This is a genomic window from Acidovorax sp. LjRoot129 (genome assembly GCF_964253765.1).
Classification (GTDB): Bacteria; Pseudomonadota; Gammaproteobacteria; order Burkholderiales; family Burkholderiaceae_C; genus Acidovorax.
On the sequence record NZ_CAXUSE020000001.1, the window covers coordinates 1,688,022 to 1,702,083 of the forward strand.

The following is a 14,062-nucleotide window of genomic DNA, read 5'->3' on the forward strand; positions in this document are numbered from 1 at the left end:
TTCTTTCTGGCTTTTTTGCGGGCTAGCGCTTGTTGATATTGGTGTTATGGCTATAAATACGATAGCAAGTGCAGTAGCGGTGCGGCGCAGGGTCTTCAGCATGTCCGGTGTCGGTGGAATTCAGTGTTTGGCGGGCTTGGGCCACGGCAGGCTGCGGAACTCGCTGCGCAGGGCGCCCAGTTCGGCTTCAGGCTCGCGGGCGTAGCGCAGGCGCTCCAGGCGCAGCAGCCAGTCGGCCAGCGCGGCGGCTGGGGCCCCGAATTGTGCCCGCACGCGTTCAGCCATGGCGCGGGGCGGGAGGTTGTCTGGCAGTTTGAGGCCGGCGCGCGCCAGGCGCTGGCGCGTGCGCGCCAGAAGCCGCAGCCACGGGTCGTGCTGGCTGCGCTCCCACAGGCTCCAGGCCCCTGCGCCCAGTGCCGTGGTGATGATCAGATAGCCCAGAACCGTGGTCAGGTCCTGCCAGCTCGGCGACTCGAACCCCAGGGCCTTGAGCAAGTCCATCTGGCGGCTCTGGGTGTAGTTGAGCACCCACTGGTTCCAGCTGTTGTTGACGGCTTCCCAGACAGCGCGCACGTTTTGCACCATGCCGGGGCTGAAGCTGCCCATGGCCGCGGCAAACGCGCCTTGGGGCGCCCGCAGGCGCTGAAACGCCCCCACCCGGCCCGGCGACACCGCACCGGTGGGGTCCACGCGCACCCAGCCACGGCCTTCCATCCAGACCTCGGCCCAGGCGTGGGCATCGGCATTGCGCACCGTCCAGTAGCCGTCCACGGGGTTGCGTTCGCCGCCCTGGTAGCCGGTGACGATGCGCGAAGGCACGTCCATGGCGCGCATGAGCACCACGAAGGCGGAGGCGATGTGCTCGCAAAAGCCTTCCTTGCGGCTGAACCAGAACTCGTCGGCGGTGTGTTCGCCATAGACGCCGGGGTCGAGCGAATAGGTGTAGCCGCCGGTGCGCAGGCGCTGCAGGACGGCGTTGACCAGGACGTCCGTGCGGGCATTGGCCAGGGCCGGGTCCGCGCGCATCTGTGCGGCCAGCTCCAGCGTGCGGGGGTTGAAGCCGGGCGGCAGTTCGGTGTACACGCGCAATTGGCGGACGGACTGCTGGGGGCCGTGGCGGAACTCGGGGTAGCTCACGGCCTTGTAGCGCAGCACATCGGTGATGGGCCGCGTGGTCATCCACTGCAGGTCCTGTGTCATGTAAGCCTGCATGTTGGGCAGCTGCGGTGCTTCGGGCGTGGCCTCCAGCACCATGAGCCAGGGCTGCCGCTGGGGCTCCAGCGTTACTTCGTAGCGCACCGCCGGGCCACTGGTCTGCAGGTTGGCGGGCAGCGCCGCGCGGGCGGCCCAGGCGCTGTCTTCGCGAAACGGTTCGGCCTGCCACTGCCGGCCGTCGAACCCGGTCATGACGGGGCCGCGGAAGTACAGCATCGACTGTGGTGGCACGTCGGTGGGCGCGCCCTCAAAACGCAGGCGAATCGCCACCCGCTCGTCGAGCGCAATCTCGGCCATGTCGCCGATCTTCATATTGCCGGACAGGCCGCTGCGCCCGGTGAGGTTCTCGCTGGGCATGCCCCACAGCGGCGACATGCGCGGGAACAGCATGAACAGCGCCACCATGATGGGCGCACCCAAAAGTGCCATGGCGCCTGCGATGCGAAAAGTCTGCGCGAGCGGCGGGCGCCCGACCGGCATATGGGCGTTGACCAGGGCCATCAGCAGGCCCAGCAGCGCGACCAGCATGGCGGCGGCGGTCAGCAGCGACTGCGAGAAGAAGAAGTTGCTGAGCATCGTGAAGAAGCCCAGGAAAAACACGACCATGGCATCGCGCCGCGCGCGCAGCTCCAGCATCTTGAGCGCGAGCAGCACCACGATCAGCGTCACCCCCGCGTCGCGCCCGAGGATGGTGCGGTGGGTGAACAGCGTGCCGGCCACCGCCACCACCAGCAAGGCGGCCACCGTCCAGCGGCCGGGCAGGGGCCGGCCCTTCAAGGCAAGCCAGCCACGCCACAGCAGCAGGCCGGCGGCCAAGAGGCTCGTCCACACCGGCAGGTTGGGCACCTGCGGCGCGATGACCCACACGATCACGAATAGCAAAAAGAGCGTGTCGCGCGCATCGCGGGGCAGGGAAGTGATGGTCTGGCGCAGGTTCATCGCAAGGGGTGTGTGCCGATGGAATTCATTGAGTTGCTATGAATAAAATAGCTATAAAGGCAATTGGAATAAGCGGTAGGTAGCTTTTTTATGCCCAATTGGGCAGCTTTTCAGCACAGTGCCAGTGCCTCCAGGCAGTTTCTTTTGTGCGCAGGGCCCGAGTCCGGCGCGAACTCAGCATTGGGCAGGCGCAGGCCGTAGTCCACGCCCAGCTGGTCGGCCTGCAGCACCCAGGCGGTCAGGCGCGACACGCGGGCCTCGTGCTCGGCCAGAGTGGCGCGTGCCAGGTCTAGCCACAGCTCCTGCCGCTGGGCCTGCTGCGCATCGCGGCTGACCAGGTCGTCGGTGCCGGTGCCCAGCGACTTGGCGGCTTTTTTCCAGACCACCAGCTTCAGCGGGTCGCCGCGCCGGTACGCACGCACGCCGTCAAATTCGCCAATGCCTTGCGTGGGTGTGCTGCCCGCGCCGCCAGCGCGCGGCTCGCCGGGCGGCAGGGGCGGTGCGGGCGTCTCGGGAGCGGGGTACACCATGACCTGCGCGGCGGGCCGCCAGTAGGTCCACACGCGAAAGGTGCCCAGGGGAAACCGCGTCTCGGCCGTCAGCGTGGGTACGCGGTGCAGGCCGCGCCGCTCGGGCTTGAAGGCCACCTGCACGCTGGATTGGCCTTGTGCAGGAACGTCCGTCCATGCCCAGTGGTGCGGCTCCTTGCCGCTGCCGTGCACCGCCAGCGCGATGCCGTAGCGCGGGCTTTTGCGGTCGCTCGACAGCTGGATCTCGAACGCCGTGCTGGTGCCCATGAAGTGCGCATCGGGCGCTTTGAGGTGGAGCGTGAGGCCACGCAGGTTGGCGTGGCAGATGTGCATGCCGATCAGCGCGCTGCCTGCGAGCAGAAACGTGAGCAGATAACCCAGGTTGAGCTGGTAGTTGATGGACGCAATCAGCAGCACGATCAGCGTCAGCGCCAGCATCCAGCCCGAGCTGGTGGGCAGGATGTAGACGTTGCGCTGGGTGAGCGTCAAGGTGTCGTGCAGCGGCAGCCGCGCCTGCCACCAGCGCTGGAATCGCCGGCGCACGGGGGCCAGCGGGTTCAGCAGGGCGGCGCGGGCGCGCCACTGGCCCAGGGTGGAGGTGGTGGGGTTGGCGGATGTCATTTCAATTCTTCATGGCGCTGGGGCGCCACCCAGTGCCGGGGGCAGTGCTTGCCGGTGTCGCGGCGAAACCAGCGAGGGTGGTGAGGCCTCTCGCAGAATGGATCGCGCCATCGGCAGTGCATCGGTGTCTCATGGCCGCCAAGGCCTCACGGCAGCGGCACGGCTTCGACCATGGCACGCACTTGTTCCACCGCGCCGCGGCCAGCGTCCCCGACCGGGACGAGCCGGTGCGCGATCGTCTGCGGCAGCACCGCCTGCACGTCATCCGGCGCCACGTAGTCGCGCCCGCTGATGAGCGCCTGCGCCTTGGCCGCGCGCACCAGGGCAATGCCGGCGCGCGGCGACAGGCCTTGCAGAAACCAGCGGCCGGAGCGCGTGGCGGCCATCAGGTCCTGCACGTAGTTGAGCAGCGGGTCGGCCGTGTGGATGGCCTGCACCTCGCGCTGCAGTTGCTCCAGCTCGTCGCCGGACAGCAGCGGCAGCATGCTGTCGACCATGTCGCGCCGGTCGGCACCAGCTAGCAGCAGGCGCTCGGCCGCGCGGTCGGGATAGCCAATGGAGATGCGCATCAGGAAGCGGTCGAGCTGCGATTCGGGCAGCGCAAAAGTGCCCAGCTGGTCGTGCGGGTTTTGCGTGGCGATCACAAAAAACGGGTGGGGCAGGGCGCGGGTCTCGCCTTCGACCGACACCTGCTTTTCTTCCATGGCTTCGAGCAGCGCGCTTTGTGTCTTGGGGCTGGCGCGGTTGATTTCGTCGGCCAGCAGCACCTGGGCAAACACCGGGCCGGGGTGGAACACAAACGACTCCTTGCCGCGCTCGTACACCGACACGCCGGTAAGGTCGCTGGGCATCAGGTCGGCCGTGAACTGCACGCGCGAAAACTGCAGCCCGAAGGTGCGCGACAGTGCATGGGCCAGCGTGGTCTTGCCCACCCCCGGAACGTCCTCGATGAGCAGGTGCCCGCCGGCCAGCAGGCACGCCACGCAGTCCTGGACCTGCGCCTGTTTGCCCACAATCACCGTGTTAAGCTGATCCAGTAAGGATTTGATCTTGTGCTGTGCATTCATAGCGCGACGTTATCCGAAAAACTCCAAAAATTGCGAGACGCGGGGACAAGACTGTGAGCAAGACGGGCTATTTCACCCATCGGGATTGTTGGAAACACGAGATGGGCCCGGGCCACCCAGAATGCCCCGAACGGCTGGATGCCATCGAAGACCGTTTGCTGGTCACCGGCGTGGGCGATGCGCTGGAGCGTTATGACGCCCCCGAGGCCTCACTGGCCGACATCGAACTGGCGCACGGCCGCATGCACATTGCTGCGTTGCGCGGCATGTCCGACCGGCTCAACGAAGAGCTTCTGGCCGGCGGCCCCAACTACGCGCAGATCGACACCGACACCTCCATCAACGCCCACACCTGGAAGGCATCGCTGCGCGCCGCTGGGGCCGCGCTGGCCGCCACCGATGCAGTGATGGCCGGGGAGATTGAAAACGCGTTCTGCTCGGTGCGGCCACCCGGTCACCACGCCTGCCGCGACAAGGCCATGGGTTTTTGCTTCTTCAACAACGTGGCCGTGGCGGCCAAGTACGCGCTGCAGCGCTACAACCTGCAGCGCGTGGCCGTGGTGGATTTTGACGTGCACCACGGCAATGGCACCGAGGACATTCTGGCCAACGACCCGCGCGCGCTGATGGTCAGCATCTTTCAGCACCCGTTCTACCCGTACAGCGGCGACCAGAGCCCGGCCCCCAACATGGTCAACGTGCCCGTGCCGGCGTACACACGTGGCATGGACATCCGCGAAATCATCGAGATGATGTGGATGCCGCGGCTCGAAGCCTTCAAGCCCGAGATGATCTTTGTGAGCGCAGGCTTCGACGGCCACCGCGAGGACGACATGGGCCAGCTGGGCCTGACCGAGCAGGACTACGCCTGGATCACCCAGCGCGTGAAGGATGTGGCGCTGCGCTATGCAAAGGGGCGCATCGTCTCGTGCCTGGAGGGCGGCTATGTGATGGGCCCGCTGGCGCGCAGCGTGGAAGCGCATTTGCGGGTTCTTGCGGATCTTTGACTCCTCCTGAGCCGCAAGGTATTGCCCCCCTGAGCCGCCTGCGGCGTCTTCCCCCCAGGGGGACGCCACCCGTGGCCTGGCGGAGCCAGTTCCACGGTGGCGCTGGCGGGGCGGTGCCCACCAGTGACCCCCGCTGCCACTGGAGAAGTAAGACATGACGACTGCGAATGCTGAGGCGACCATGAATCCTGAAATTTTCTTGATGAACACCCGCGATGCGCGCGGCGTGGTCACCCTGACCTTGAATGACCCGGCGCGCTTCAACGCGCTGGGCACCGACATGCTGTCTGCGCTGCAGCAGGCGCTGGACGACGCGGGCCGCGACGAGTCGGTGCGCGTGGTGGTGTTGGCTGCAGCGGGCAAGGCCTTCTGTGCAGGCCATAACTTGAAGGAGATGGCAGCGAACCCTGAGTTGGCTTACTACCAAAAGCTGTTTGCCCAGTGCAGCCGCATGATGCTCACCATCCATAAGCTGCCTGTGCCGGTGATTGCGCGGGTGCAGGGCATGGCCACTGCGGCGGGTTGCCAACTGGTGGCGCAGTGCGATCTGGCGGTGGCGGCGGATACCGCCAGCTTTGCCACCAGCGGTATTCACTACGGCCTGTTCTGTGCCACGCCCAGCGTGCCGCTGGTGCGCAATGTGCCGGCCAAGCGGGCAATGGAGATGCTGCTGACGGGCGACTTCATCGACGCGCCCACCGCACTGGCGCAGGGGCTGGTCAACCGGGTGGTGCAGGCCGATGCGCTGGATGCCGAGGTCGAACAACTGGTGCAGGCCATCCTGAACAAACCGCGCGTGGCCGTGGCCATGGGCAAGGCGCTGGTGTACCAGCAGCGCGAGCTGGGCCTGGAGGCCGCCTACCAACTGGCGGGCCAGGCCATGGCTACCAACATGATGGACGAGGCCGCGCAGGAGGGCGCGCGCGCCTTTGCCGAAAAGCGCCCACCCCACTGGAAACAATGACCCATGGCTGTGGACACAACCTTGATCCTGGATGACCTGGGCCGTTGGGCAGAGGCCTTTTTGCGCCCCACGGTGCTGGTGGAGCTGGCCGCGCTGGCAGCCTGCGTGGGGCTGGCCTGGTTGCTGGTGTTGCTGTTGCAGCGCGGGCTGCGCCAGGGCGACCCGCGCTCGATCTTGTTTGGCACGCGGGTGATTGACGGGGCGCTGTTTCCGCTGGCCCTGCTGAGCCTGGCCTACGTGGCACGTACCTCGTTGATGCACTGGATCCCGCTGGCCGTGTTCACGGTGGCCATCCCGGTGCTGGTGTCGCTGGTGGTGATCCGCATCGGCGTCAAGGTCTTGCAGGTCGCCTACCCAGACGCCGGCTGGGTGCGGCCCATCGAGCGGTCGATCTCCTGGATGGCGTGGCTGGGCATGGTGCTGTGGGTCACGGGACTCTTGCCGCTGGTGCTCGAGGAGCTGGACCAGATCCACTGGAAGGTGGGCGGTGCCACGCTCTCGGTACGGACCCTCATCGAAGGCGCACTCACCGCGGGCGCGGTGCTGCTGATTGCGCTGTGGATTTCGGCGGCGATCGAGGCGCGGCTGCTGCGCGCCGCCTCAGGGGCCGATCTGTCGCTGCGCAAGGCGGTGAGCAACGCAGTGCGGGCGCTTTTGGTCTTTGTGGGGCTCATCATGGCCCTTTCGGCGGTGGGGATCGATCTGACCGCGTTGTCGGTGCTGGGTGGTGCCGTGGGTGTAGGGCTAGGTTTCGGCCTGCAGAAGCTCGCGTCCAACTATGTGAGTGGTTTCGTCATCCTGGCCGAACGCAGCATGCGGATTGGCGACAACGTGCGCGTGGACAACTTCGAGGGCCGCATCACCGACATCAACGCGCGCTACACCGTGGTGCGCTCGTCTACCGGGCGCGAGTCCATCGTGCCCAACGAGATGCTGATCATTCAGCGGGTCGAGAACCTCTCGCTGGCGGATCCCCGCGTGTGGCTGTCGACCGTGGTCAGCGTGGGCTACGACAGCGACGTGGATCTGGTCACCCAGCTGCTGTCCGACGCAGCCCAGGCCAGCAGCCGGGTGCTGCGCGACCCCGCGCCCAGCGTGGCCTTGTCGGCCTTTGGCGCGGACGGCCTGGAGTTCACCGTGGGGTTCTGGATCGCCGATCCGGAGAACGGGTCGCTCGGGCTGCGCTCCGAAATCAATCGCGCCATCCTCAAGGCGCTGCGCACCCACCAGATCCAGATTCCCTTCCCGCAGCGCGTCATGCACGTGCAGGTGGATGGCGCGCGGTCCGCCGGTCTGGCAGGGGGTGCTGCACCAGTTGCCTCGGCAGCGCTAGCGCCCAGTCCCGCTCCTTGAGCGACGGCCAGCCGCACCCGCCGGTTCCCGCATGCGACAGCAAACTCTAGACAGGGTCTCCATGCCCTGGCCTATAATCGACAAAAAGCACGATCGTTCGTTTTTCTGATCTTGCCCCCTGTGCCGCGGCTCCATGGCCCCCTCGCTGCGGTGCGGCATAGAATGTTCTAGTTTACGTAAACGTCAATTCAACCAACTCTCTAGGAGCCGCAGCAATGAAGGTCTTGGTCCCTGTCAAGCGCGTGGTGGACTACAACGTGAAAGTCCGAGTCAAGTCGGACCAAACGGGTGTGGACATCGCCAACGTGAAGATGAGCATGAACCCCTTTGACGAAATCGCCGTCGAAGAGGCTGTGCGCCTGAAAGAAAAGGGCCTGGTGACCGAAGTCATCGCTGTGTCCTGCGGTGTGACCCAGTGCCAGGAAACCCTGCGCACCGCCATGGCCATCGGCGCCGACCGCGCCATCCTGGTCGAGACCGATGTAGAGCTGCAGCCCCTGGCCGTGGCCAAGCTGCTCAAGGCCCTGGTCGATAAGGAACAGCCCGGCCTGATCATCCTCGGCAAGCAGGCCATCGACGACGATGCCAACCAGACCGGCCAGATGCTGGCTGCGCTGGCCGACCTGCCCCAGGCCACGTTCGCCAGCAAGGTCGAACTGTCGGCCGACAAGGTCAGCGTGACCCGCGAAGTGGATGGCGGCGCTGAGACGCTGTCCCTCACGCTGCCTGCCGTCATCACCACCGACCTGCGCCTGAACGAGCCCCGCTACGTCACCTTGCCCAACATCATGAAGGCCAAGAAGAAGCAGCTGGACGTCGTCAAGCCTGAAGACCTCGGCGTGGACGTGGCGCCTCGCCTCAAGACCCTGAAGGTGACCGAGCCTGCCAAGCGCGGTGCCGGCGTCAAGGTGGCCGACGTGGCCGCCCTGGTCGACAAGCTCAAGAACGAAGCCAAAGTCATCTAAGGAGAACAAGAAATGACCGTACTCGTTATTGCTGAACACGACAACGCGTCCATCAAAGGCGCAACCCTCAACACCGTGACCGCCGCAGTCGCCTGCGGTGGCGACGTGCACGTGCTGGTGGCCGGCCACAACGCAGGCGGCGCCGCCGCCGCTGCGGGCCAGATCGCCGGTGTCGCCAAGGTCATCCATGCCGATGCCCCGGGCCTCGAACACGGCCTGGCCGAAAACGTGGCCGCCCAGGTGCTGGCCATCGCGTCTAGCTACAGCCACATCCTGTTTGCGTCCACTGCCAGCGGCAAGAACGTGGCTCCCCGCGTGGCCGCCAAGCTGGATGTCGCGCAGATCAGCGACATCACCAAAGTCGTCGCTGCCGACACCTTCGAGCGCCCCATCTACGCCGGCAACGCCGTCGCCACGGTGCAGAGCGCCGACAGCGTGAAGGTCATCACCGTGCGCACCACGGGCTTTGACGCTGCGGCCGCCACCGGTGGCTCCGCTGCGGTGGAAACCGCTGCAGCAACTGCGGACGCCGGCAAGAGCACCTTCCTGGGCAGCGAGATCGCCAAGAACGACCGCCCCGAGCTGACCGCCGCCAAGATCATCGTGTCGGGTGGTCGGGCGCTGGGCAGCAAGGAAAAGTTCGACGAAGTCATCACTCCCCTGGCCGACAAGCTGGGCGCCGCCATCGGCGCATCGCGCGCAGCGGTGGATGCAGGCTACGCACCGAACGACCTGCAAGTGGGCCAGACCGGCAAGATCGTCGCGCCGCAGCTGTACGTGGCCGCCGGTATCTCGGGCGCCATCCAGCATTTGGCCGGCATGAAGGACTCCAAGGTGATCGTCGCGATCAACAAGGACCCCGAAGCGCCGATCTTCAGCGTGGCCGACTACGGCCTGGAGGCCGACCTGTTCACGGCCGTTCCCGAACTGGTCAAGGCGCTCTGAGCACGCCGCTGGCCCGCAAAAAGGCATCGCTTGCGATGCCTTTTTTTTGACGAAATTTCGCTTTCCCGGAGACTTTCATGAGCTACATCGCCCCCGTCAAGGACATGCTGTTCGCCATCGAGCACTTGGCCCGCATTGAACAGATCGCGCAGATCCCCGGTTTTGAAGACGCGGGCCTCGACACCGCGCAGGCCGTGCTGGAAGAGTGCGCCAAGTTCAACGAGGGCGTGCTGGCTCCGCTCAACTTTGAAGGCGACAAGAACCCGTCGAGCTGGAAAGACGGTGTCGTCACCACCACCCCCGGCTTCAAAGACGCCTTCCGCCAGTACGGCGAAGGCGGCTGGCAAGGTTTGCAGCACCCCGCGGACTTTGGCGGCCAGGGCCTGCCCAAGACCATCGGCGCGGCCTGCATCGAGATGACCAACAGCGCCAACATGAGCTTTGCGCTGTGCCCGCTGCTGACCGACGGCGCCATCGAGGCGCTGCTCACCGCGGGCAGCGACGAGCTCAAGGCCACGTACCTTGAAAAGCTGGTGACGGGCGAGTGGACTGGCACGATGAACCTGACCGAACCCCAGGCGGGCTCGGACCTGGCCCTGGTGCGCACACGTGCCGAGCCTCAGGCCGATGGCAGCTACAAAATCTTCGGCACCAAGATCTTCATCACCTACGGTGAACACGACATGGCCGAGAACATCGTGCACCTGGTGCTGGCCCGCGTGCAGGGCGCGCCTGAGGGCGTCAAGGGCATTAGCCTGTTTGTGGTGCCCAAATTCATGGTCAACCAGGACGGCACGCTGGGCGCGCGCAACGACGCGCACTGCGTGAGCATCGAGCACAAGCTGGGCATCAAGGCATCGCCCACGGCGGTGCTGCAGTTCGGCGACCACGGTGGTGCGGTGGGCTTCTTGGTCGGCGAGGAAAACCGCGGCCTCGAATACATGTTCATCATGATGAACGCCGCCCGCTACGCCGTGGGCATGCAGGGCATCGCGATCTCGGAGCGCGCCTACCAGAAGGCCGTGCAGTACGCCAAGGACCGCGTGCAGAGCCGCCCGGTGGATGGCAGCATTGCCGCCAGCGCCGCCATCATTCACCACCCCGATGTGAAGCGCATGCTCATGACCATGCGCGCCACGGTAGAAGGCTGCCGCGCCATGGCCACCGTGGCGGCTGCCGCGTTCGATGCTGCGCACCACCACCCGGACGCCGACACCCGCAAGCAGAACCAGGCGTTCTATGAATTCATGGTGCCGCTGGTCAAGGGCTACAGCACCGAGACCAGCCTGGAGGTCACCAGCCTGGGCGTGCAGGTGCACGGCGGCATGGGCTTCATCGAAGAAACCGGCGCCGCGCAGTACTACCGCGACGCCAAGATCCTGACCATCTACGAAGGTACCACCGCCATCCAGGCCAACGACCTGGTGGGCCGCAAGACCGCGCGCGACGGCGGCCAGGTGGCCAAGGGCATCGCCGCGCAGATCGAGAAGACTGAAGGCGAATTGCTGGCCAACGGCACCCCGGCCGCCCTGGCCGTGGCCAAGCGCCTGACGGCTGCACGCAAGGCGCTGCTCGACGTGATCGACTTCGTGGCGGGCGGCACCAAGGCCCAGCCCAACGCCGTGTTTGCCGGCAGCGTGCCTTACCTGATGCTCGCGGGCAATGTGGTGGCGGGCTGGCAGCTGGCGCGCAGCCTGCTGGTGGCGCAAGAGCTGTTGCACAAGGGACAGGACGCCGCCTTCATGCGCGCAAAAATCACTACGGCGCAGTTCTACGCAGAGCACATCCTGGTCAAGGCGCCCGGCCTGCGCGACTCCATTGTGGAAGGCGCTGCCAGCGTGACCGAGCTGGCGCTGGACTCGTTCTGAGTGTTGCCTGCGGACTGCGGGCTGTGAGGAGACGGGCTGTCTGCGGGGTAGCGGCCTATTGCTATAAAAATAATAGCTACTAGCGCTTGCTAATCAAGCGCTAGAGCCCTATTTCATCTAAAAATTCTGTTCAGGAAGTTGTTGCCATGTCCAAACTGCCCGCCGCGCTGCAAAACCTTTCGCTGCCTGTCATCGGCTCGCCGCTGTTCATCATCAGCAACCCCAAGCTTGTGATCGAGCAGTGCAAGGCCGGCGTGGTGGGCTCGATGCCCGCGCTCAATGCCCGCCCCGCCGAGCTGCTCGACGAATGGCTGGCCGAGATCACCGAAACGCTGGCCGCCTACAACAAGGCCAACCCCGACAAGCCGGCCGCGCCCTTTGCCATCAACCAGATCGTGCACAAGAGCAATGACCGGCTGGACCACGACATGCAGGTCTGCGCCAAGTACAAGGTGCCGATCATCATCACCAGCCTGGGCGCGCGCGAGGATGTGAACCAGGCCGTGCACGCCTGGGGCGGCGTGGTGCTGCACGACATCATCAACAACAAGTTTGCGCACAAGGCCATCGAGAAGGGCGCCGACGGACTGATCGCCGTGGCAGCCGGCGCTGGCGGCCACGCGGGCGTGAAGAGCCCGTTCGCGCTGATCCAGGAGATTCGCCAGTGGTTCGACGGCCCCATCGCCCTCAGTGGCTCCATCGCCAGCGGCGACGCGGTGCTGGCCGCACAGGCCATGGGCGCTGACTTCGGCTACATCGGCTCGGCCTTCATCGCCACGCACGAGGCGCGTGCGAGCGACGAGTACAAGCAGGCCATCGTGGCCGGCAGCTCCGACGACATCGTTTACAGCAACCTGTTCACCGGCGTGCATGGCAACTACCTGGCGCCGTCCATCCGCGCGGCCGGCATGGACCCGGACAACCTGCCCGAGTCCGACCCCAGCAAGATGAACTTCGGCGGCGACGCCAAGAAGGCCTGGAAGGACATCTGGGGCTGCGGCCAGGGCATTGGCGCCATCGACGCCGTGACCAGCACCGCTGAACTCGTCGCCCGCCTGCGCGCCGAATACGAGGCCGCGCGCGCCCGCCTCAAGCTCTGACGCTGGTTCCCGCAGCCGCTTCCTGCGCCCGCAGTGTGTATTGCGCTGCGGGCGTTGCCGTTTCGGGGACGCCTCCTGCGTCCGCACACGGTCACCGGGGCAGGGCAAACCCCTGGTAGACGGCATGCGGCGCGGTAGGTAATGATGATGATCAATAACCAAAAAAGTGCCACACGGTGTGGCACCGGTCGTCATTGTTGCGAGGGGACGTGCCATGCTTCGTTCGAGTTTGCTGGGGCTGCTGCTGGCCCTGGGTGCCAGCCAGGGGGCGCAGGCCCGCAATGAGGGGGTGACGGGCGACGAGATTCGCCTGGGCGCGTCGGCCGTGCTGTCGGGCCCGCTCGGCCCGCAGACGGCGCAGTATGGCGAGGGCTCGCGGCTGATGTTTGACGCCGTCAACGCGCAGGGTGGCGTACACGGCCGCATGATCCGCTACACCACGCTGGACGACGGTTTTGACGCGGCAAAAGCTGTGGCCAACACGCGCCAGCTGCTGGAGACCGACAAGGTCTTCATGATCTACAACAGCACCGGCACGGCGCAAACAGCGGCCATCCTGCCGCTGATCAAGGAACACCGCACGCTGCTGTTTGGGCCGGTCACCGGAGCATCGGCCTTCCGTGAAACGCTGAACCCGCTGGTGTTCCACGTGCGCGCCGGTTATGCCAGCGAGGCCGGCAAGATCGTGTCGCAGCTGCGCCACCAGGGCATGAGCCGTGTCGCCGTGTTCTATCAGGACGATGGCCTTGGCAAGACGCTGCTGGCCGAGCTCAAGAAGGCGTCTGAGGAAGAAAAACTCGCCTTCGTGGCCGAGGTCAAGGTCGACCCCAAGCAGCCGGACTTTGCCGCCGCCGCGCAGGCGACCGAAAAAGCCCAGCCCCAGGCCGTCATCGTGGCTACCGCCGGCACCACGTTCACCAGCTACGTGAAGGCCGTGCAATCGACCGCGGCCCGGCCCGCGTACTACGGCTTTTCGGTGGCCAGCATGGACGTGATCAACCGCGAACTCAAGGACAAGGCGCGCGGCATCATCCTGGCGCAGATCATGCCGTCGCTGCGCAATACCACCGTGCCCGTGGTGGCCGAGTACCTGGCCTTGCTGCGTGCCAAGTCGCCCAGCGCACAGCCGTCGGCCTCGCAGTTCGAGGGCTTCGTGCACGCCCGGCTGCTGGTCGAGGGTCTGCGCCGCACCGGCCGCAACCTGACCACCGAGTCCTTCACCAAGACCATGGAAGACGCGGGCGAAATCTCGTTCGGGCGCTTCAACGTCAAGTACTCGCCCAAGAGCCACAACGGCTCCACCTATGTGGAACTGGCCATCGTGGATGCGGAGGGGAGCTTGCGGTATTGAGCCGCTGCGAGCGGTGAGGTGTTGGGCAAGTCCACGGGGTCGCCAGATGGGAGCAATTCCTGCAGTCCACCACCGTCGGGCTGAGCTTGTCGAAGCCTTGCGCAGCGCTTCCACGAGCTCAGCGTGAACGGTTTGAG

11 protein-coding genes are annotated in these 14,062 nt (G+C 65.8%); 8 read left to right on the forward strand and 3 right to left on the reverse strand.

Going from position 1 to position 14,062, the window contains the following annotated elements; all coding sequences use genetic code 11:
- Positions 1–120 precede the first annotated feature (120 nt).
- From ACSQ3Q_RS07740 to ACSQ3Q_RS07750, 3 genes are all read right to left on the reverse strand, one after another.
- Positions 121–2,154 (reverse strand): transglutaminase TgpA family protein, encoded by a 2,034-nt coding sequence (locus ACSQ3Q_RS07740; RefSeq protein WP_436133818.1) that lies wholly within the window; start codon positions 2,152–2,154, stop codon positions 121–123.
- A 110-nt stretch (positions 2,155–2,264) separates the two neighbouring features.
- Positions 2,265–3,305 carry a DUF58 domain-containing protein gene (locus tag ACSQ3Q_RS07745; RefSeq protein ID WP_436133819.1) on the reverse strand — a complete coding sequence of 347 codons (1,041 nt, stop codon included), beginning with the start codon at positions 3,303–3,305 and terminating at the stop codon, positions 2,265–2,267.
- A gap of 146 nt (positions 3,306–3,451) precedes the next feature.
- The gene (locus tag ACSQ3Q_RS07750; RefSeq protein ID WP_436133820.1) at positions 3,452–4,372 is read right to left on the reverse strand and encodes an AAA family ATPase; all 921 of its coding nucleotides are present in this window, start codon (positions 4,370–4,372) and stop codon (positions 3,452–3,454) included.
- A 101-nt stretch (positions 4,373–4,473) separates the two neighbouring features.
- On the opposite strand from ACSQ3Q_RS07750, the gene ACSQ3Q_RS07755 reads away from it, so the two are divergent.
- The 8 genes from ACSQ3Q_RS07755 (at position 4,474) to ACSQ3Q_RS07790 (ending at position 13,925) form a co-directional block, all read left to right on the forward strand.
- Positions 4,474–5,379, forward strand: a complete 906-nt coding sequence (locus ACSQ3Q_RS07755) for a histone deacetylase family protein (RefSeq protein ID WP_436133821.1) — start codon at positions 4,474–4,476, stop codon at positions 5,377–5,379.
- 181 nt (positions 5,380–5,560) lie between these two features.
- The gene (locus tag ACSQ3Q_RS07760) at positions 5,561–6,343 is read left to right on the forward strand and encodes an enoyl-CoA hydratase (RefSeq protein ID WP_436133822.1); all 783 of its coding nucleotides are present in this window, start codon (positions 5,561–5,563) and stop codon (positions 6,341–6,343) included.
- 3 nt (positions 6,344–6,346) lie between these two features.
- Positions 6,347–7,696, forward strand: a complete 1,350-nt coding sequence (locus ACSQ3Q_RS07765; protein WP_436133823.1) for a mechanosensitive ion channel family protein — start codon at positions 6,347–6,349, stop codon at positions 7,694–7,696.
- A gap of 215 nt (positions 7,697–7,911) precedes the next feature.
- Positions 7,912–8,661, forward strand: coding sequence for an electron transfer flavoprotein subunit beta/FixA family protein (locus ACSQ3Q_RS07770; RefSeq protein ID WP_436133824.1), 750 nt, complete (start codon positions 7,912–7,914; stop codon positions 8,659–8,661).
- Between the two features lie 12 nt (positions 8,662–8,673).
- A complete protein-coding gene (locus tag ACSQ3Q_RS07775) occupies positions 8,674–9,606 on the forward strand; it encodes an electron transfer flavoprotein subunit alpha/FixB family protein (RefSeq protein WP_436133825.1) in 933 nt (310 codons plus the stop codon).
- A gap of 77 nt (positions 9,607–9,683) precedes the next feature.
- Entirely contained in the window at positions 9,684–11,474 is a 1,791-nt protein-coding gene (locus ACSQ3Q_RS07780; protein ID WP_436133826.1) for an acyl-CoA dehydrogenase, read from the forward strand.
- Positions 11,475–11,620: 146 nt separating this feature from the next.
- Entirely contained in the window at positions 11,621–12,574 is a 954-nt protein-coding gene (locus ACSQ3Q_RS07785; protein ID WP_436133827.1) for an NAD(P)H-dependent flavin oxidoreductase, read from the forward strand.
- A gap of 214 nt (positions 12,575–12,788) precedes the next feature.
- Positions 12,789–13,925 (forward strand): ABC transporter substrate-binding protein, encoded by a 1,137-nt coding sequence (locus ACSQ3Q_RS07790; RefSeq protein WP_436133828.1) that lies wholly within the window; start codon positions 12,789–12,791, stop codon positions 13,923–13,925.
- The last annotated feature ends 137 nt before the right edge of the window (positions 13,926–14,062 follow it).